The 17,916-nt window shown below is 64.0% G+C and carries 19 protein-coding genes; 11 read left to right on the top strand and 8 right to left on the bottom strand.

Translation table 11 applies throughout. The features are described 5' to 3' along the window. Positions 1-337: 337 nt before the first annotated feature. Positions 338-2,089: an ABC transporter permease gene (locus BN2475_RS13150; RefSeq protein WP_094779955.1), complete on the top strand. Its 1,752-nt coding sequence runs from the start codon at positions 338-340 to the stop codon at positions 2,087-2,089. Between the two features lie 19 nt (positions 2,090-2,108). Then, complete coding sequence (locus tag BN2475_RS13155) at positions 2,109-3,455, top strand: ABC transporter ATP-binding protein (protein ID WP_094779956.1); 1,347 nt, start codon at positions 2,109-2,111, stop codon at positions 3,453-3,455. An 85-nt stretch (positions 3,456-3,540) separates the two neighbouring features. Here the strand turns inward: BN2475_RS13155 and BN2475_RS13160 are convergent, their stop codons facing one another. The 3 genes from BN2475_RS13160 to BN2475_RS13170 form a co-directional block, all read right to left on the bottom strand. Then, complete coding sequence (locus BN2475_RS13160; RefSeq protein WP_245841301.1) at positions 3,541-4,125, bottom strand: hypothetical protein; 585 nt, start codon at positions 4,123-4,125, stop codon at positions 3,541-3,543. Beyond that, the gene (locus BN2475_RS13165) at positions 4,122-4,634 is read right to left on the bottom strand and encodes a hypothetical protein (RefSeq protein WP_425435529.1); all 513 of its coding nucleotides are present in this window, start codon (positions 4,632-4,634) and stop codon (positions 4,122-4,124) included. The genes BN2475_RS13160 and BN2475_RS13165 overlap by 4 nt, the downstream gene beginning before the upstream one ends. A gap of 440 nt (positions 4,635-5,074) precedes the next feature. Next, positions 5,075-6,133 (bottom strand): sigma-54 interaction domain-containing protein, encoded by a 1,059-nt coding sequence (locus tag BN2475_RS13170; RefSeq protein ID WP_094779958.1) that lies wholly within the window; start codon positions 6,131-6,133, stop codon positions 5,075-5,077. Between the two features lie 270 nt (positions 6,134-6,403). Here BN2475_RS13170 and BN2475_RS13175 point away from each other — a divergent pair, with 270 nt between their 5' ends. From BN2475_RS13175 to otsA, 6 genes are all read left to right on the top strand, one after another. Continuing rightward, positions 6,404-6,721 carry an ElaB/YgaM/YqjD family protein gene (locus BN2475_RS13175; RefSeq protein ID WP_094780113.1) on the top strand — a complete coding sequence of 106 codons (318 nt, stop codon included), beginning with the start codon at positions 6,404-6,406 and terminating at the stop codon, positions 6,719-6,721. 51 nt (positions 6,722-6,772) lie between these two features. Next, a complete protein-coding gene (locus tag BN2475_RS13180) occupies positions 6,773-7,036 on the top strand; it encodes a hypothetical protein (RefSeq protein WP_094779959.1) in 264 nt (87 codons plus the stop codon). A gap of 323 nt (positions 7,037-7,359) precedes the next feature. Further along, the gene (locus BN2475_RS13185; protein ID WP_094779960.1) at positions 7,360-8,760 is read left to right on the top strand and encodes a sigma-54-dependent transcriptional regulator; all 1,401 of its coding nucleotides are present in this window, start codon (positions 7,360-7,362) and stop codon (positions 8,758-8,760) included. 134 nt (positions 8,761-8,894) lie between these two features. Then, entirely contained in the window at positions 8,895-9,119 is a 225-nt protein-coding gene (locus BN2475_RS13190) for a hypothetical protein (RefSeq protein ID WP_094780114.1), read from the top strand. Between the two features lie 151 nt (positions 9,120-9,270). Beyond that, positions 9,271-9,483, top strand: a complete 213-nt coding sequence (locus tag BN2475_RS13195; RefSeq protein ID WP_094779961.1) for a hypothetical protein — start codon at positions 9,271-9,273, stop codon at positions 9,481-9,483. A 232-nt stretch (positions 9,484-9,715) separates the two neighbouring features. Continuing rightward, entirely contained in the window at positions 9,716-11,143 is a 1,428-nt protein-coding gene (gene otsA, locus BN2475_RS13200) for an alpha,alpha-trehalose-phosphate synthase (UDP-forming) (protein WP_094779962.1), read from the top strand. A 141-nt stretch (positions 11,144-11,284) separates the two neighbouring features. On the opposite strand, the gene BN2475_RS13205 is transcribed toward otsA, so the two are convergent. The 5 genes from BN2475_RS13205 to BN2475_RS13225 form a co-directional block, all read right to left on the bottom strand. Next, positions 11,285-12,730 (bottom strand): MFS transporter, encoded by a 1,446-nt coding sequence (locus BN2475_RS13205; RefSeq protein ID WP_094779963.1) that lies wholly within the window; start codon positions 12,728-12,730, stop codon positions 11,285-11,287. Positions 12,731-12,864: 134 nt separating this feature from the next. Then, entirely contained in the window at positions 12,865-13,368 is a 504-nt protein-coding gene (locus tag BN2475_RS13210; RefSeq protein WP_094779964.1) for a YbhB/YbcL family Raf kinase inhibitor-like protein, read from the bottom strand. Positions 13,369-13,549: 181 nt separating this feature from the next. Beyond that, positions 13,550-13,996, bottom strand: coding sequence for a very short patch repair endonuclease (locus BN2475_RS13215; protein ID WP_094779965.1), 447 nt, complete (start codon positions 13,994-13,996; stop codon positions 13,550-13,552). A gap of 84 nt (positions 13,997-14,080) precedes the next feature. After that, positions 14,081-15,334, bottom strand: coding sequence for a DNA (cytosine-5-)-methyltransferase (gene dcm / locus BN2475_RS13220; protein ID WP_094779966.1), 1,254 nt, complete (start codon positions 15,332-15,334; stop codon positions 14,081-14,083). Positions 15,335-15,619: 285 nt separating this feature from the next. Further along, entirely contained in the window at positions 15,620-15,943 is a 324-nt protein-coding gene (locus BN2475_RS13225) for a hypothetical protein (RefSeq protein ID WP_094779967.1), read from the bottom strand. Between the two features lie 175 nt (positions 15,944-16,118). Between BN2475_RS13225 and BN2475_RS13230 the strand changes: the two genes are divergently transcribed. The 3 genes from BN2475_RS13230 to BN2475_RS13240 all read left to right on the top strand — a co-directional run bounded on the left by BN2475_RS13230 (position 16,119) and on the right by BN2475_RS13240 (position 17,722). Then, positions 16,119-16,310 (top strand): CsbD family protein, encoded by a 192-nt coding sequence (locus BN2475_RS13230; protein WP_094779968.1) that lies wholly within the window; start codon positions 16,119-16,121, stop codon positions 16,308-16,310. Positions 16,311-16,530: 220 nt separating this feature from the next. After that, positions 16,531-16,752, top strand: a complete 222-nt coding sequence (locus BN2475_RS13235; protein WP_094779969.1) for a hypothetical protein — start codon at positions 16,531-16,533, stop codon at positions 16,750-16,752. 262 nt (positions 16,753-17,014) lie between these two features. Beyond that, complete coding sequence (locus BN2475_RS13240; RefSeq protein ID WP_094779970.1) at positions 17,015-17,722, top strand: glutathione S-transferase C-terminal domain-containing protein; 708 nt, start codon at positions 17,015-17,017, stop codon at positions 17,720-17,722. The last annotated feature ends 194 nt before the right edge of the window (positions 17,723-17,916 follow it).

Below are 17,916 nucleotides of genomic sequence, written 5' to 3' on the forward strand. Positions count from 1 at the left end.
CCGGAGCTCGCCGTCGTGCATCGCTATCTGCGGCAAAAGGTTGTGCCTGAAACATAGGATGGTGTAGTGTCGTGCCGTCCAAAACGAGGAAAGCTCGCCAGCCTTCGGGCGGCGCCCCGCGGCGACAGGAGTCCGGCGCGACGATCGTGATCCTGGACAGCTCGTCCATGAACTACGCCCGTGGCCGGTCCACGTGTCTCCAACGCTAACGATTTACCGCGCACATGCGTTTTGCCATGCCTGATTTCCGCTTTCCGGACCGATCTTCAGACCGCCGCGTCAAAGCCGCGGCCTCCTTCGAGCGAACCGATTCCTGTGTCGAAGGGGAGGGCATCTGATGGATTTCAGTTTCAACCTGAAGCGCACCGCCAATGCATCGGCATGGCGGGTGCTGCCCAACCGCTGGGACTTCGTTGCGTTTCCGCTGATCATCTGCCTCATCGCGATGGTGGCGATCGGTTTTCACGAAACGCTCGCGCCGATGTCGACGCTCAAGACCCAGGCGATCTCGCTCGACCCGTCGAACCTGCCCGAGTACGCGATCCGCACCACGCTGCGCATGCTCGCGGCGATGGTCGCCTCGCTGACCTTCACGCTGGTGTATGGCACGCTGGCGGCCAAGAGCCGGCGCGCCGGAATCGTGCTGGTGCCGATTCTGGACATCCTGCAGTCGGTGCCGGTGCTCGGCTACATTTCGTTTACGGTCACGTTCTTCCTCGCGCTGTTTCCCGGCCGCGTGCTCGGTGCCGAACTCGCGGCGATCTTCGCGATCTTCACGAGCCAGGCGTGGAATATGACGTTCAGCTTCTATCAATCGCTGCGCACGGTGCCGCGCGATCTGGACGAAGTGTCGCGCGGTTTCCATCTGACCTCGTGGCAGCGTTTCTGGAAGCTCGAAGTGCCGTTCTCGATGCCAGGCCTCATCTGGAACATGATGATGTCGATGTCCGGCGGCTGGTTCTTCGTGGTCGCCTCCGAAGCGATCACGGTCGGCAACAACACGATCACACTGCCGGGGATCGGCGCGTTCCTCGCGCAGGCGATCGCGGAGAAGAACCTGCACGCGATCGGCTGGGTGATCCTCGCGATGACGGTGGTGATTCTCGCGTACGACCAGTTGCTGTTCCGCCCGCTCGTCGCATGGGCCGACAAGTTCCGCATGGAATTCACCAGCTCCGGCGACGCGCCGGAATCCTGGCTGCTCGACCTGATTCGCCGCACCCGTTTGATCCACCGCCTGCTGGTGCCGCTCGGCTGGATGTTCGCGAAAGCGGCCCGCGTGCGTTTCCAGTTGCCGGCTTTAAGCGCACCGCGCTTCCAGATTGCCAGCAGCGAGAAAAGCTCGAAGCTGGGCGACATCCTGTGGGCGGCGCTGGTGCTGATCGCCACCGTCTTCGTGGTGTACCGTGTATTCCTCTATGTGCGCACCGGCGTGACGCTCGAAGAAGTCGGCCATGTGCTCGTGCTCGGGCTCATCACGCTGCTGCGCGTGGTGCTGCTGATCGCGATCGCCTCGGTGATCTGGGTGCCGGTCGGCGTGCTGATCGGCCTGCGGCCGGCGCTGGCGGAAAAGGTCCAGCCGCTCGCGCAGTTCCTCGCCGCGTTCCCGGCGAACCTGCTGTTCCCGGTGTTCGTGATCGTGATCGTGCGCTTCCATCTGAACCCGGACATCTGGCTGTCGCCGCTGATCGTGCTCGGTACGCAGTGGTATATCCTTTTCAATGTGATCGCAGGCGCGAGTTCGTACCCGAACGACTACCGCGAGGCGGCCAAGAACTTCCATATCCGGGGTTGGCAGTGGTGGCGTCAGGCCATGCTGCCCGGCATTTTCCCGTACTACGTGACCGGCGCGATCACCGCGTCGGGCGGCGCGTGGAACGCGAGTATCGTGGCGGAGTTCGTCCAGTGGGGCGATACGAAACTGGCCGCGCATGGACTGGGTGCGTATATCGCGCAGACCACCGCGGCGGGCGACTACCCGAAGATCATTGTGGGCATCGCCGTGATGTCCCTGTTCGTCACCCTGTTCAACCGTCTGTTGTGGCGTCCGATGTACGCCTACGCCGAAGGCAAGCTCCGGCTCGATTGAGAAATGAAGGCATAACGCGATGCAAAATCCCAAAGCTGCTATGACCGCCGCGCCGATCCAGACCCCGCCGATGCCGCCGCGCCTCGGCGAAGAGATCCTGCGCGTCAAGGACGTGTGCCGTGGTTTCAACAAGTCGCAGGGCGAGCTGCTCGTTCTCGACGACGCGAATCTGTCGCTGCGCGAAGGTGAGATCGTCGGTTTGCTGGGCCGCTCGGGCTCGGGCAAGTCGACGCTGCTGCGTATCATCGCCGGTCTGATCGAGCCGACCGACGGCGAGGTCACGTATATGGGCAAGCCGCTCGCCGGTCCCGCCAAGGGCGTCGCGATGGTATTCCAGACCTTCGCGCTGTTTCCGTGGCTGACCGTGCTGCAGAACGTCGAAGCGGGTCTCGAAGCGCAAGGTGTCGATGCGGGCGAGCGGCGCACGCGCGCGCTCGCTGCAATCGACCTGATCGGTCTGGACGGTTTCGAAAACGCCTATCCGCGCGAGCTGTCGGGCGGCATGCGCCAGCGCGTCGGCTTTGCCCGCGCGCTGGTGGTCGACCCCACGCTGCTGCTGATGGACGAGCCGTTCTCCGCGCTCGACGTGCTGACCGCCGAAACGCTGCGTACCGACCTGCTCGATCTGTGGACGCAAGGTCGCATGCCGATCAAGGCGGTGCTGATCGTCACGCACAACATCGAGGAAGCGGTGTTCATGTGCGACCGGATTCTGGTGCTGTCGTCGAATCCGGGCCGCGTGATCGCCGAGATCAAGGTGCCGTTCAAGCATCCGCGCAACCGGCTGGACCCGGCGTTCCGGCGCCTGGTCGACGAGATCTACGCGAAGATGACCGCGCGCCAGACCGACGAAAAGACCAAGAAGGGGCTCGAGCTGCACAGCTGGCTGCCGCATGTGTCGACCAACCTGATGGCCGGTCTGATCGAGACGCTGGCTGCCGCGCCATACCACGGCCGTGCGGACATGCCGGAAATCGCCCGCTCACTGCATCTGGAGGTCGACGATCTGTTCCCGGTCGCCGAAGTGCTGCAGCATCTGGGTTTCGCCGACGTGCGCGAAGGCGATATTTTCCTCACGCCGCCGGCGCGCGTATTCGCCGAGTTCGGCACCCAGGAACGCAAGATGATGTTCGCCGAGCATCTGCTGCGGCACGTGCCGCTCGCCGCACGGATCAAGAAAGTGCTGAACGAACGGCCGGGGCATCGCGCGCCGCGCGTGCGCTTCGAGCAGGAGCTGGAGGACTTTCTGTCGGACAGCGCCGCCGAGGAAACGCTCGACGCGGTCATCAACTGGGGCCGTTATGGCGAGATCTTCTCGTACAACGACCAGACCGAAATTTTCAGCCTGGAAGACGTGGAGTCCTGAGCCGGGTTGCTCGGCAAACGTTCACGACCGGCTCAGAGTTGATTCAGGTTCACACGAAAGCGGCAGGCAAGACCCTGCCGCTTTTTTATTGCAGATTGCCCCAGCGTTCAACCGCCGGTTCGGCCGAAGCCCACTTCCAGCCCGCGTCCTGACGGCACGCGCTGGCCGCGAACCAGGCTACGGGCGCGTTGGGGCCGTCGCCGTCCTGTACCGAGAACACGAATTCCTTGCACAGCGTGAGCGCGGAGCTGAACGCGCGTGTCACGCGCACCTCGCCGTGGCCGTTCTCGACAGGCAGCGTGTGCTTGACCGCCCACGGGCGCGTCTCGCCGACCGGCATGGCGCCCGCCAACGCGGCGATCAGATCCTGCTGGTCCTTGTGCGTGCCACGCATATAGCGGGCAACGGCTTCGTCGGTCGCGGCCTGCACGGCGATGCCGACGCCGATCGCGACGGCCGGGTTGGCGGTCACGAGACCCGATGCGACGCCAGCCGCCGCGCCGCTCGCGGCGCCGATCGACGAACAGCCGCTCGATAGCAGGCTCGCGCCGACGCACAGCGCGCCGGCCGCGATGAGCCGCAGCCGGTTGCCGGTGCATGGTGTCGCCGCAGGTTCAACCGCCGCCCGCGAAGCCCTGACCCACGAAACCTGAAGCGAGAGCGCCCTCATTGCAGCGCGCCCCAGCGTTCGGTGGCGGGCTCGGCCGATGCCCATTTCCAGTTGTCGCCGTCACGGCACACCGACGCGACAAAAAACGCACTGTTGGCCGGGACGTTTTGGGTCGCCGTCTGGTCGACGGAGAAGACGATTTCCTTGCAGTCGAGAGCACCCGTGCTGATCGCGCGGCTGACGGTGACGCGGCCGTGCTCGTCGTCTTCGATCGGGAACGAGTGGGTCACGCTCCACGGCGCCACCGCGCCGACCGCGAGCGGTCCGGCCGCGCGTGCAATGCTGTCCTGTGTATTGCGGTGGACCACGCGCTCCGAATACTGCACGCCGGCGCGGGCCGCTGCGACCGCGCCAAGGCCGATACCGGTGGCGACCGCCGCATTGCTGGTGACCTTGCCCGCGACTGCGGCACCGGCGACACCGGCGCCGGCGACCGCGCCTTCGGAGTAAAGCGAGCTGCAACCACTCAATGCCGACGACACCACCAGCGCCAGCACGACGAGCGCCATTGCATGGGAGCGTCCGCATCCGGCCGTTGGTCTTGTCCTGTCGGCCCACAGCTTTTTGTTTTGCATTTCCCTTTCCCTGCTTGTGCAAGGTGCCTTTCATTCACATGCCGGCGAGGCATGCGAAAGAGCGGCACGTCTTCTACGTCTTCTATTTCGCTGCCGCATTTTGCAGGATGCCATTTGTAATGGGCAGTGGAAAAATGCAATAAATTGCAAAACTTGATGCGATGCGAAGTGGAATCTGGTGGATGAAAGCAGATTTGCCTGGCAATGCGAAGCAATATCGAGTACGTCGATTTCGCGATTGAACGCGCGACATGCGGATAGTGGAAATGTGCTCGCGAAGGGGTCGCGTGAGCACGAGCATGAGCATGAGCATCCGGCAGGGCCAATCATGCCGCGCCCGGTAGTTCGGCTTACTGTGCGGCCCGTTGCACCGCTTATTGTTCGGCGTCCTCGTCGGCGCCTTCGTCGCCGTATGCGCTCAAACGGTTGTACAGCGTTTTCAGACTGACACCGAGCGCCTTGGCCGCGCGTCGTTTGTCGCCGCCGCAATATTTGAGCGTGCCGAGAATGATCTGCTTTTGCGCATCGGCGAGCGGCGTGCCGATCCATACGGTCATCGCGTCGCCTTGCGTGACGGCTTTCTTGACCTTGGACGCGAGATGCGGATGCGGCAGTTCCACCGTCTTCTCCGCGAGAATGAACGCGCGATACACCGCGTTCTTCAACTCGCGCACATTGCCCGGCCACGACCAGGTGCGCAGCGTTTCGAGTGACCGCTTGCTGAAGCTCTTGTTCGTGCCTTCCTGCTGATTGAGCTGCGCGAGGAAGTGCTGTGCGAGCAGTTCGCGGTCGTTCTCGCGCTCGCGCAGCGGGGGCGCGCGCAACGGAAAAACCGCGAGCCGGTACATCAGGTCTTCGCGCAGACCGTTTTCCTTCACGGCCACCGCGGGGTCGCGATTGGTGGCCGCGATCACGCGCACGTTGCCGCTGATCAGCTCATTGCCGCCGACCCGATAGAAGCTGCCGGTTTCGAGCGCGCGCAGCAGTTTGACCTGGCGCACCGGCGCCATTTCGGTAATCTCGTCGAGGAACAGCGTGCCGCCGTTCGCGTATTCGAAGTAGCCGAGACGTCCTTGGACCGCGCCCGTGAAGCTGCCTTTTTCGTGGCCGAACAACTCGGCTTCGATGAGTTCGTCGGGAATCGCGCCGCAGTTCACCGCGACGAACGCGCCGTCCTTGCGGCTGCTGACCTCGTGAATCGTGCGGGCGATCAGCTCCTTGCCGGTGCCCGATTCGCCGATGATCAGCGCGGTCGCGTCGGTGCTGGCGACGCGCTCGATCTGCTCGTACAGATCCAGCATCACCGGCGACGAGCCGTACAGCAGCCCGTACGATTTCAGTCCCGCGACGCCGTCCGCGACGCGCTGCTTCGCCTGGGCCGAAGCATTGCCGCCGGCGGAGACGGTGAGCGAGTCAAGATCGTTTGGCGCCATATGCGGGGAGTCCTGTGCAATGAAGTTCGTTATTACGGCGCGCAGGCCTTGGGAACGAGATAAGCCGCTACGAGGCCGCTGCGACATCGGCCAATATCTCACAAAAGCCGATTTAACCACTTCGATGCGGTCTGCGGCAATCAAGGCCATGACCGTCGCGAAAGCGTGCCACGCTATAAACATACGGCAAATTTACCGGGCACGCGGTTTGCCTGATGACGCCAAACCCCATGCTTTTCGTGAACGCCGAACCTAGACGAGGAGTGAATGATGACTGACACGACGCAACAGCTTGCCCTCGGCGGCCAGAAGATTGTCGAGGATCTGCGGGTGCTGCTGAGGGACTCGGAGGAAATGCTGCGGCTTGCCGCCAATGTGCCCGGCGAAGGCGTCGGCGCATTGCGCAGCAAGCTCGGCACACACGTCGAAAATCTGCAATCGACGCTTGGCGATGCGCAGCGCAACGCGCAGCGGCGTTACCGCGCGGCGGCCGTCAACACCGAGCGCTACGTGCGACATAACCCATGGCGCGCGATCGGGATTGCAGCGGGTGTAGGCTTTGTGCTGGGCATTCTGACCGCGCGCTGACCGCGACGCCAGTCCGGCACCCATTCGCTTCACGACCACAAGGAGTTCAGGATGACACGACCCACAATTGGCATTTTCAGCGCGTTGATGGCGCTCGGCGGCTATCTGGCGATCCGCTACGTGCAACACAAGCGTGCGGGTCAGATTCCCATCGCGCGGGAATTGAGTCGTTGGGAAGGCGAGGGCGGCGCCGTCGCGACGCCGGCCGTTGCGTCAGGCACGCTGACGCAGAGCACGACCCCGGGCCCGCACGAGACCGACGGTTCGGCGCAAACCAACGGCGATGGCCGGGCCTGGCCGTTTCCACACAGCTGACCGCGCTGGCCGGGTCGGGCCGTGCCTCGCCGCCATGCAAGTTTGGCGGGAGGTGCCGGCCCGACAGTGTTAGTTTATGCTTGTATAGCCGTATAATAGAGAGATAGACAACAATCGACCGACAATTATCGAGAATTGTTCGGGCATTGTTGCAATGTTGTATGCAATCCCCGGCCGGCCGGCCGGCCGGGCGCGTGCGCGGGAGTCGGCGGACTGCTCACTCTTCGGCTGCGCGCCGCGGCGCCACACAGTTCCCCGCCGGCGCACTTTTCTGCATGCGCCTAGCATGTTTGCTCATCCACGCTTGCAGCTTTCGAGACGCGATGCCACATGTATTGATTGTCGATGACGACGCTGGTACCCGCGAGGCACTCTCCGCCATCATCGCGGAAGACGGGTTGACCACCGCCACCGCGGGCGATTTGCGCGAAGCGCGTATTCAACTGGTCCGGCAGGTGCCGGATGTCGTATTTACGGATCTGAAGTTGCCCGACGGCAGCGGGGTCGATCTGTTCGAAGATCTGGATCCGCGCTCGGGCGTGGAAGTGATCGTGATTACCGGTCACGCCACAGTCGAGTCGGCGGTCAGTGCGCTGAAAATGGGCGCCGCCGACTACCTGGTGAAACCGATCAACATGCAGCGCGTGAAGGCGATCCTGTCGCGCCTGCCGCGCGCCGGCGACCTCAAGGCGGAAATCGGCACGTTGCGCGGCGAATTGCGGCGCATGGGCCGGTTTGGCCTGATGCTCGGCAATTCGCCGGCGATGCAGGAAGTCTATGACCAGATCGGCCGCGTCGCGCCGACGGCGGCCTCGGTCATGCTGATGGGCGAATCGGGCACCGGCAAGGAAGTCGCCGCGCAGACCCTGCATGAACTGAGCTTGCGTCGCAAGCATGCGTTCCTCGCGGTGAACTGCGGCGCGATCTCGCGGAATCTGATCGAGTCGGAGATGTTCGGCCACGAACGTGGCTCGTTCACCGGCGCGGACCGTCAGCACAAGGGTTATTTCGAGCGCGCGAACGGCGGCACGCTGTTTCTCGACGAAATCACCGAGATGCCGATCGAATTGCAGGTGAAATTGTTGCGCGTGCTGGAAACCGGCATGTTCATGCGGGTCGGTACGACCAAGGAAATCGAAACCGACGTGCGCCTGATCGCGGCCACCAACCGCGATCCGCAGCAGGCGGTGCTGGAAGGCAAGCTGCGGCTCGATCTGTACCATCGGCTGAACGTGTTTCCGATCAGCCTGCCGCCGCTGCGCGAGCGGGGCAAAGACGTGGAACTGCTCGCGCAGGCTTTTCTCGACGAGCTCAACGAGCGCCACGGCACCAAGAAACATTTCCCCGCCGCCGTGAAGGACATGCTGCTGTCATATCCATGGCCGGGCAATGTGCGCGAGCTCAGGAACTACGTGCAGCGCGCGCACATCATGTCGGGTGCGGATTCGGACTGCACCGCGACGGTGCCGTTGCAGATCACGTTGTCGAAGCCCGCCGTCGGTACGGCGATCACGATTCCGTTCGGCACGTCTCTAGCCGAAGCGGACCGTCAACTGATCCTGGCCACGCTCGAGCAATGCGGTGGCGTGAAAACGCGCGCCGCGGAGATTCTCGGCATCAGTCTGAAGACGCTGTACAACCGTCTGGTCGAGTATGGCAACGACGCTCGCGAAGACGGCGACGCCGGCGACGAATCGCGCGCACTGGGCGGCGCCGACGCTTGACGCGCCGGCCGCGCCAGTTGCACCCGGTGCACCCGGTGCACCCTGTGCACCCGCTGCGCGCGCCAACGGGGACGGCACCATAACGGCACAGGCCTTGCTGCGCTCCAATGAAACGCAACACGAGGACAACCGACATGCCGGAATACGTCGCCACTCCCGCGCTTCCCCTTCCAAAGCGCGCTCACCGTCCCGAGCCGGTGGAACCGCCGAACCCCGCCGAGCCCGACACCAACCCGAGCCCGGACCCGCAGCCGTTCGAACCGGACGAGCCGGTGTCTCCGCCGATCGGTGATCCGCCGCCGCAACCCGCGCAGACGCCCCAGGCCGGCGAGCGCCCGGCGTATCGCGTGCAGCTGTGACGTGCTGTGTGCGCCGCACCACAGTTTGGCGCAACGAGTTTATGTACTTGTTACAAGGCCGACGTATCTTTTACCGGCAATTTACTTGCGCGACTTCTAGACTGTATTGATGCCGCCGACTCGCGGCGGGCTTCCCCTGGAGGCGTCCATCATGAGACATCCCGCATTGCGACGGTCCGCACGCCATTCGAAGCGCGATGCCCGGCCGGGCGGTAACAAGGCCGAACCGGCGGTCTCGCCGGATCCGGCCGCGCAGAATCGCATCGCTCCCGGCGCTCCGCCCGACGGCGAGCACAATCAGGGCGGGGCGCGCCAGGAAGGGCTGGAATACCAGCGCGACCTCGGCTCCGAGCAGGATGCCTGATCCCGTCGACCCCTGATTCCAGCACTTTCGACCCTGGCAAAAAATCTGGCGTTTCGTCGTACAAAGCAGAATGAATTTCTTCGTAGTGTGATGTCGCGGCGCGTTTCTTCTCGCCCGTCACATTTGCATACATTTTTATTCCCAATATCTCAAAAAACGGCACGCGACTTGCATGCACCGTTTTGGCACATATCCGTATGCAACGAAACAACTGAACCCAGGTGGAGCACCAATGAGCAGACTGATCGTGGTATCGAACCGTGTCGCACCGATCCAGGAAGGCCGTCCCGCAGCGGGTGGTCTGGCGATCGGCGTGCTGGACGCGCTGAAGGAAACCGGCGGGGTCTGGTTCGGCTGGAGTGGCGAGACGGTGAGCGAGATGTCCGCCCCGGTCATCGAGAAGCAAGGCAACGTGACGTACGCGACGGTGGGTCTCACCAAGCGCGACTATGACCAGTACTACCGCGGTTTTTCGAACGCGACGCTTTGGCCGACGTTCCACTATCGCAATGACCTGTCGCGCTACGACCGGCAGGAATACGCGGGCTATCAGCGCGTCAACGCGACGCTCGCGAAGCAGCTCCAGGAGTTACTCAAGCCCGACGACATCATCTGGGTGCACGACTATCACCTGCTGCCGTTCGCGCGCTGCCTGCGCGAACTGGGCGTGAAGAACCCGATCGGTTTTTTCCTGCACATCCCGTTTCCAGTTTCGGAAGTGTTGCGGACCATTCCGCCGCACGAAGAACTGGTCAAGGCGATGTGCTCTTATGACGTGATCGGCTTCCAGACCGAAGCGGATCGTCAGTCGTTCGTCGACTTCATCGAGCGCAGCCAGCATGGCACGTCGAGCGAGGACGGCATGCTGCACGCGTATGACCGCTTCCTCAAAGTCGGCGCGTATCCGATCGGGATCTATCCGGATGCCATCGCCAAGGCCGCCGAGCAGTTCACCGATCGCAAGCCGGTGCGCAGCCTGCGCGACGGCATGCGCGGGCGCAAGCTGATCCTCAGCGTCGACCGGCTCGACTACTCGAAGGGACTGGTGGAGCGCTTCCAGGCATTCGAGCGGCTGCTGCTGAACGCGCCCGGCTGGCATGGCCGCGTGTCGCTGGTGCAGATCGCACCGCCGACGCGTGCGGACGTGCAGACCTATCAGCGCATTCGCCAGGCGCTGGAGGGCGAAGCGGGGCGCGTCAACGGGCGTTTCGCGCAGCTCGACTGGACACCGATCCAATACCTGAACCGCAAGTACGAGCGCAATCTCCTGATGGCGCTGTTCCGTCAGTCGCAGGTCGGCTATGTGACGCCGCTGCGCGACGGCATGAATCTGGTCGCGAAGGAATACGTCGCGGCGCAGGATCCCGCCGATCCCGGCGTGCTGGTGCTATCGCAATTCGCCGGCGCCGCCGAGCAACTGCCCGGCGCGCTGGTCGTCAATCCGTTCGATCTGTCGCAGATGGCCGAAGCGCTCGAACGCGCATTGTCGATGCCGCTCGCCGAGCGTCAGGCGCGCCATGCGGACATGATGGCGCCGATGCGCGAGAACAACCTGTCGGTCTGGCGCGATACGTTCCTCGCCGATCTGCGCAATGTCGCGACGGCATCTTCAGTGACGGCCAAAGCGGTAAAGCTCGCTGACGTGACAGCATCGTCGTAACGGGATCAGCGCCTGTCAGGCTTCGAGCGGCAGGCGCGCAGGCTGTCACGTCCGGGCGGCAACCGAAAATGAATCGGAGAACGAACGAAGGGCGCACATCGCGTGATGCGCGCCCTTTGCATATGCGCGCGGTCGACCGTGTCAGGTCGGCCGCGCGGTGTCGTGGTGCATCACACGCAGCGTACTGACCACCGCGCCGACCGCCGAAAAGCCCGCGGCCAGATACAGCGCCACGGTCGGCCCGTTAGCCGGCACGATACCGAACATCAGCGCGACCAGCGCCGCGCCGAGCGTTTGTCCGGTCAGCCGCGCGGTGCCCAGCATGCCGCTCGCGCCGCCGCTGCGTGCAACCGGCGCGGAGGAGAGGATGGTGCGGTTGTTCGGCGACTGGAAGATGCCGAAACCCGCGCCGCACAGCGCCATGCGCCACGCGATCTGCAGCGGCTCCGCATGCGCGCCGAGCGCCGCGAGCAGCAATAGTCCGACCGTCATCGCGGCGAGTCCCGCGCCGCCCAGCCAGCCCGACGACACCTTGTCCGACAGCACGCCGGCGATCGGCGCCGCGATGATGATGATCGCGGGCCACGGGGTCATCAGCAGACCGGTTTCGACCTGCGACATCCCCAGGCTGTCCTGCAGCAGAAACGGCAGCGACACGAAGGCCAGCATCTGCGCACAGAACGAGCAGACCGAGGTGCCCATCGATAGCGCGAACACGGGGATTTTCAGCAGATCGATCGGCAGCAGCGGCGCGGACTGCGTCAATTGACGGCGCACGAAGAAATAGCCGATCACCACCGCGCCGATCACTTCGATGGCGACGTAGCCAAAGCGCTCGCCGTGGCCGAGGCCGTCGACGGCGAAAATCAGCAGGCCGAACACGAACGCGTTCATCACCGCGCTCAGGTAGTCATACGGCGACTCGTGGCCAGGGTTCATCGGCAGCGCCTTGAAGGCGCCGATGATCGCCGCGATGCCGATCGGCACGTTGATCGCGAACAGCCACGGCCACGTCGCGACCGCGAGCACGCCGGAGGCCACCGTGGGTCCGACCGCCGACGATACCGCGACCACCATCGCGTTGATCGCGACGCCGCGCCCGAGCTGGTTGGGCGGATAAATCATCCGCACCAGCGCGGTATTCACGCTCATGATGCCCGCCGCGCCGAAGCCCTGCACGACGCGAGCGAGCGCGAGCGTCGACAGCGAGGTGGACAGCGCGCACCCGAACGAGGACAGCGTGAACAGGATCAGGCCACTCAGATAGATGCGCCGGTAGCCGATGCGGTCGCCGAGCGACGCGAGCGGCAGCAGCGAAATCGTGATTGCCAGCTGATAGGCGTTGACGATCCAGATCGAGCCGGCCGCGCTTGCGCGCAGGTTGCGCGCGATGGTCGGCAGCGCCACGTTGGCGATCGCGCTGTCGAGCACCGCAAGCGTGAGTGCGAGTGCGATCACCAGCATCGCCCAGTAGCGTTGCGGAATCGGCAGGCCCTGGTTGGTGCGCTGCCTGAGTGGGGTATCGGGAGCGGCGTCAGCGGCGGCGGCCGGCATCTGGCCGTCCTCGCGCGAGGATTGTGCGTGCATCGATGGTTCGTTTGATAGTGGGACGGCCCGCCGCTCGGGCGGCGAGCCACGCGCGGCGCGCCGGTGTCGGAAGACCGTCTCGAGCAGCGCCGGCGGCGGCGCCGCGAAAACGCGCCGGCCGGGCGTCCGGTGCGTTATTTGAGTTCGTAGAGGCCCGTGTGGGTGGTCGAGTCGAGTTCGTTCAGGTGCGTCATGAAGCGCGCCACTGCGTTGGTGGTGTCCGGGCTGATCGGCAGATGCGGCACCTTCAGCGCGTGCAGGCGAAAGATATAGCGATGCGCGCGGTCGCCGCGCGGCGGCGCGGCGCCGCCGAAGCCGACCGTGCCATAGTCGTTGCGCACCTGCAGCGCGCCTTGCGGCAGCAGCGAGCCGTCCGCCTTGCCGGCGTTGCGCGGCAGCGAGCGGGCATCGGCCGGAATGTTCACCACGACCCAGTGCCAGAAGCCGCTGCCGGTCGGGGCGTCGGGATCGTGAACAGTGAGGGCGAAGCTCTGGGTGTCGGCAGGCGGCGCGTCCCATTGCAACGAGGGCGAGATGTTCTCGCCGTTCACGCCGAATGCCTTGTCGTGATATTCGTGGGCTTTCGGCATGAAGCCGTTGGTGGGAAAGTCGTCGGACCAGAGACGGAAATCAGCCATGATGTGCCTCTCTTGTTGATTGGTTCTGGGATGGTCGTGACGTGCGCTTGCGCGGCGAGCCATACGGCATGGCGTGGCATTGCATGGTATGGCGGCAAGCGCAAGCGCCCCGAACTAGCCAGTCGAGTGTATCACCAGCGGCTGCGGGATTCGCTTGAACCGGACAGGCTGCAAGCGGCTTTCAACCGCGTTCCTCGAAGGTCGGTGCGTCGCTCCTGAGCCAGTCGACGAGCCGCTGCAACACGCCCCCGACATCGCGATTGCCGCCCCGCAACGCGCATTCCCACACCACGGCCACGCGCCAACCGCCGGCCAGCAATGCCGCGCGCACCTTGTCGTCGTTGCTGCGATTGCGGCCGATCTTGTCGCGCCAGAACTCCGGCCGGGTTTGCGGCCATTTGAAAAGATGGCAGTCGTGACCGTGCCAGAAGCAGCCGTGCACCAGCACCACCGCGCGATAACGCGGCAACACGATGTCGGGGCGCCCGGGCAGATCGCGCACATCCAGCCGGAAGCGAAAGCCCTGCCGATGCAGCAGGCTGCGGATCAGGATTTCCGGTTTGGTATTGCGGCCACGGATGCCGGACATCATCCGGCTGCGCGTCGCGCTATCGACGATATCGACCATCGTCAGGACCTGGGCGAGCCGTCGTCGAAACGCCGGACGCGCGTCGCGGCAGGCCGTTCACGCGTACAGCGACAGGACTTGCTTCTAACCATGGCGGGGTCCCTCGGCGAGCAGGGTTTGCACATGCGGCAGCATGATGCGCGCCACTTCGCGCATCACCGGCATGACGACGCTGTTGCCGAATTGCCGGTAGGCCTGCGTGTCACTGACTGGAATCCTGAAGGTGTCGGGAAAGCCCATCAGCCGCGCGCATTCGCGCGGCGTCAGGCGGCGCGGGCGTAGCGCTTCGCCCTGATAGACCAGGATCTCGGAGCCGTCCTTGTGATAGCGCGCCGACAGTGTGCGCGTGACGCTGTCCGGATAAGCCATGCCGAAGCCGAAGCCATTGCCCGCCGCGCGGTGCTTGGCTGCGTAGTCTTGCAGGTAGGTCCAGAGTTTCGGTGTGAGCGTGTACTTCGGTTGCACGCGCCGCGTGGTGTGGTCGAAGAAGCGGTCGTGGTCCCACGGCAGCACCGGTTCGCTGCCATCGGTGCGATGCAGGATCGAGCCGAGCCGCGGGCCGTGTGCGGGCAACTGCAGATCGTCCCACGAGAACGCGGTGCTGCCGCGAAAGCCGACGATGATGATGCGCTCCCGATGCTGCGGCGTGAAATGCTGGCCGTCGATCACGCGGTAATGCACCTCGTAGCCGAGCTCCTCGCGCAGCGTTTGCAAAATCACGTCGAAGGTGCGGCCCTTGTCGTGCGACAGCAGATTCTTCACGTTCTCCAGCAGGAAAGCGGCGGGGCGCTTCGCCGCGATGATCCGCGCGACGTCGAAAAAGAGCGTGCCCTGGGTGGTGCACTCGAAACCGTGCGGCCGACCGAGCGCGTTTTTCTTGCTGACGCCGGCGATCGAAAACGGCTGGCAAGGAAAGCCGCCGAGCAGCACGTCGTGACTCGGCACGTCTTCGACGGGGAAGGAAACGATGTCGCCGATCAGCGTGTGTTCGCCGCCCGCAGGGTAGTTCTCGCGATAGGTGCGGGTCGAAAAGTCGTTCCACTCGCTGGTGAAGACGCACTCGCCGCCATGCGCTTCGAAGCCCATCCGGATTCCGCCGATGCCGGCGAAGAGATCAATGAAGCGAAACTGCGTATCACCGCCGGCGCCGTTCGTGGTCCGCGCGGGTTGCTGCAGCAGATCGCGCAAAGCCGGCTCCAGCATGGCAGGGCACGGTGTTTCGCCTTTTTCCCAGCGGCGCACCGTTTTGATGTCCTTGCCGACATGCGCGGCGATTTCGCGTTGAGTAAAGCGGGCGCGCGCCTGCCGGAGCAGGTTGAGCGGTGCGGCGAGGGTCACAGTCGTCCTTGCAGGGAATTTTTGCGGACATTATGACCTAAGGTCGTCCCGTTTTCGCGATTTTTGCCGTGAATGGGTGGAAATTTCCGACCATACGAGGCGCGTCGGCGGTGAAACGTGGCTGTCACGGTCGCACAGGTAGGCTGACGGCGTGACGCGAGACCCCGCGTCGCGACGTGTGTTGAGGCCGCGAACCAGTTCGCGGCCGCTTTTTGTCGACGGGCAGGCGGGCCGGCGCGCAATCGCCGGCGGGGGCGAGGCTAACAAGCCTCAGAGCTGGAAGTATCAGAGCTGGCGGTTCGAATCCGCGAAAGGCGGCGGGAACAGTGCGGCAGTAGCGGGAGCCAGGGTGTCCCATGCCTTCTGTGGCTCGGCTTCGTACTGGTCGAGTTGCAGCAGAAGACTGTCGACCGTGCACAGTTGCGCGTGGGACAGACTGCCGGTGTCGAGCAATTGGTGCAGACGCTTGCGCCAGTAGGCGGGGGGCAAGATGGGGCCGGCCAGGTCACCGCGTAAAGACGTCCGCATGACGCGCGCAATATGCGCGATGTCCCGATCGATCAGCGTCGCCTGCGCTGAGCCCGAATGCGTATTGGGTATTTGATCCATAGCCCCTCCATGGTTCCTTTACGGCAGGGCGGCGCAGGACTTTAGGCCTGATCTGAAATATTTTTTGGCGGCGATCACGATTGCATCGGTCTGCGCGACAGGCTCGGGTACACCCGTTGCTGTATTCGGATACTGGCGTAATGTTGCGCCGGCATTTCAGATAACGGAGCCGAACATGAACAAGGACCAAGCGAAGGGTGTGGTCGAACAGGTCAAGGGCAAGGTCAACGAAGCCGTCGGCAAGGCCACCAATAATCCGGCCAAGGAAATGAAGGGCGACCTGCAACAAGGCGCGGGCAAGGTGCAGAAGGCTTATGGCGACGCCAAGGAAGACGCGAAGGACAAGGCGAAGCGCAACGCACCGTAACCCGGTTCATGAGTGAGCCTTCACGGCTTTCTCGCGACGGAAAAGCGCGCTTCGGCGCCTTTTCCGTTTTTTTGCGTTTTCGCGTCGCGCACGTCCTGGGTGCCGCTGAGGGGCGACCCGACTGTACGCGCCTGGGAGTAACCCGCGATCGGCATCGCGGGCGTTCCGCGCGCCGTGTGCCGCCTTTAGACTTGGCGCATCCCACACGGAGGTCGCGCCAATGACACCTGAAAAAGCACTTTCGATGTTCGAGCGGCAGTACCTGGAAGGCAAAGTACCGGTCGACCTCGAACCCACCTGCGTGAGCTATGCCATCTGGCTCGCGAGCGCGTGGGATCTACTCGACATCGAGCAGAAAACGTTGCTGCTGACGGTCGGCGCGGCGTTGTGGCGCGAAGGGTATAACCTGCGCGCCGGCACGGCGACCAAGGATTTGTGGTGAGTGCGACGGGGTGCGATGGGTTGTCGCGAGGGATTGGCTGATACGGCCGCATCGTCAGGGCGGGCTGCCGGGGCCCGTTGCCAGATCGCATTCGCGCGTCAGGCCGCCGCCGAGGCGGTCTCGCACGCGTTCCGCCGACTCGGGCTATATTTGACGGTCCCGCATGCGGGTCGTCGGGTCCGGTTCGCGAACGCGGCCGGATGCACGACGCGCAAATGCGCTTCCCCATCGAACAACTCTCGCACAAGGGTGACACTGTCTCATGACCGATTTATCCGCCTTTCCGATCACGAAAAAATGGCCTGCCGAGCATCCTGAGCGGATTCAGCTGTATTCGCTGCCGACGCCGAACGGCGTGAAAATCTCGATTATGCTCGAAGAGACCGGCCTGCCGTACGAGCCGCACCTGGTGCGCTTCGACACCGACGATCAGATGACGCCGGAGTTTCGGTCGCTCAATCCGAACAACAAGATTCCGGCGATCCTCGATCCGAACGGTCCGGATGGCAAACCGCTGGCGCTGTTCGAATCGGGCGCGATCCTGATTTATCTCGCGGACAAGAGCGCTCAGTTGATTCCGCAGGATGCCGCGGGCCGCTATGAAGCGATTCAGTGGGTGATGTTCCAGATGGGCGGGATCGGCCCGATGTTCGGCCAGGTGGGTTTTTTCCACAAGTTCGCCGGCAAGGAATACGAAGACAAACGTCCGCGCGATCGCTACGTTGCGGAAGCGAAGCGGCTACTCGGTGTGTTGAACCAGCGGCTCGAAGGGCGTGACTGGATTCTCGGCGACTCGTACTCGATTGCGGATATCGCGACATTCCCCTGGGTGCGTAATCTCGCGGGCTTCTATGAAGCGGGCGACCTCGTCGGCATTCACGACTTTCCGAACGTGACGCGCGTGCTGGCGGCGTTCGTCGAGCGTCCGGCGGTGGCGAGAGGGCTGAATATTCCGAAACGGCCGTCGTGATGCGTTATCGCTGATAACGCGTTGGTTGTGGCGGCGTCGTGAAGAGGGTGGGGTGGTTGGGTGAAGCGGGACGGGTGGTGTGGCGAGTGGGTGTCGAACGGGCAGCCATCTGACAGGCGCGGGGTCGCAGCATCGCTGCCGCCCAGAGATCAAGCAATGTAGCGCGCCGGTTGTCGGGAAAAGCGTTAAGGGGG

Origin of the sequence: Paraburkholderia ribeironis (assembly GCF_900019265.1) — a bacterium.
Taxonomy (GTDB): Bacteria; Pseudomonadota; Gammaproteobacteria; order Burkholderiales; family Burkholderiaceae; genus Paraburkholderia; species Paraburkholderia ribeironis.

What these genes read in the sequence shown, in the direction of transcription:
- BN2475_RS13215 (WP_094779965.1), bottom strand. Translation starts at nt 13,996, where the DNA reads ATGGTCGATATCGTCGATAGCGCGACGCGCAGCCGGATGATGTCCGGC.
- BN2475_RS13205 (WP_094779963.1), bottom strand. Translation starts at nt 12,730, where the DNA reads ATGCACGCACAATCCTCGCGCGAGGACGGCCAGATGCCGGCCGCCGCC.
- BN2475_RS13170 (WP_094779958.1), bottom strand. Translation starts at nt 6,133, where the DNA reads ATGGCGCCAAACGATCTTGACTCGCTCACCGTCTCCGCCGGCGGCAAT.
- BN2475_RS13185 (WP_094779960.1), top strand. Translation starts at nt 7,360, where the DNA reads ATGCCACATGTATTGATTGTCGATGACGACGCTGGTACCCGCGAGGCA.
- BN2475_RS13210 (WP_094779964.1), bottom strand. Translation starts at nt 13,368, where the DNA reads ATGGCTGATTTCCGTCTCTGGTCCGACGACTTTCCCACCAACGGCTTC.
- BN2475_RS13195 (WP_094779961.1), top strand. Translation starts at nt 9,271, where the DNA reads ATGAGACATCCCGCATTGCGACGGTCCGCACGCCATTCGAAGCGCGAT.
- BN2475_RS13180 (WP_094779959.1), top strand. Translation starts at nt 6,773, where the DNA reads ATGACACGACCCACAATTGGCATTTTCAGCGCGTTGATGGCGCTCGGC.
- BN2475_RS13175 (WP_094780113.1), top strand. Translation starts at nt 6,404, where the DNA reads ATGACTGACACGACGCAACAGCTTGCCCTCGGCGGCCAGAAGATTGTC.
- BN2475_RS13190 (WP_094780114.1), top strand. Translation starts at nt 8,895, where the DNA reads ATGCCGGAATACGTCGCCACTCCCGCGCTTCCCCTTCCAAAGCGCGCT.
- BN2475_RS13230 (WP_094779968.1), top strand. Translation starts at nt 16,119, where the DNA reads ATGAACAAGGACCAAGCGAAGGGTGTGGTCGAACAGGTCAAGGGCAAG.
- BN2475_RS13165 (WP_425435529.1), bottom strand. Translation starts at nt 4,634, where the DNA reads ATGGCGCTCGTCGTGCTGGCGCTGGTGGTGTCGTCGGCATTGAGTGGT.
- BN2475_RS13160 (WP_245841301.1), bottom strand. Translation starts at nt 4,125, where the DNA reads ATGAGGGCGCTCTCGCTTCAGGTTTCGTGGGTCAGGGCTTCGCGGGCG.
- otsA (WP_094779962.1), top strand. Translation starts at nt 9,716, where the DNA reads ATGAGCAGACTGATCGTGGTATCGAACCGTGTCGCACCGATCCAGGAA.
- BN2475_RS13155 (WP_094779956.1), top strand. Translation starts at nt 2,109, where the DNA reads ATGCAAAATCCCAAAGCTGCTATGACCGCCGCGCCGATCCAGACCCCG.
- BN2475_RS13225 (WP_094779967.1), bottom strand. Translation starts at nt 15,943, where the DNA reads ATGGATCAAATACCCAATACGCATTCGGGCTCAGCGCAGGCGACGCTG.
- BN2475_RS13235 (WP_094779969.1), top strand. Translation starts at nt 16,531, where the DNA reads ATGACACCTGAAAAAGCACTTTCGATGTTCGAGCGGCAGTACCTGGAA.
- BN2475_RS13240 (WP_094779970.1), top strand. Translation starts at nt 17,015, where the DNA reads ATGACCGATTTATCCGCCTTTCCGATCACGAAAAAATGGCCTGCCGAG.
- BN2475_RS13150 (WP_094779955.1), top strand. Translation starts at nt 338, where the DNA reads ATGGATTTCAGTTTCAACCTGAAGCGCACCGCCAATGCATCGGCATGG.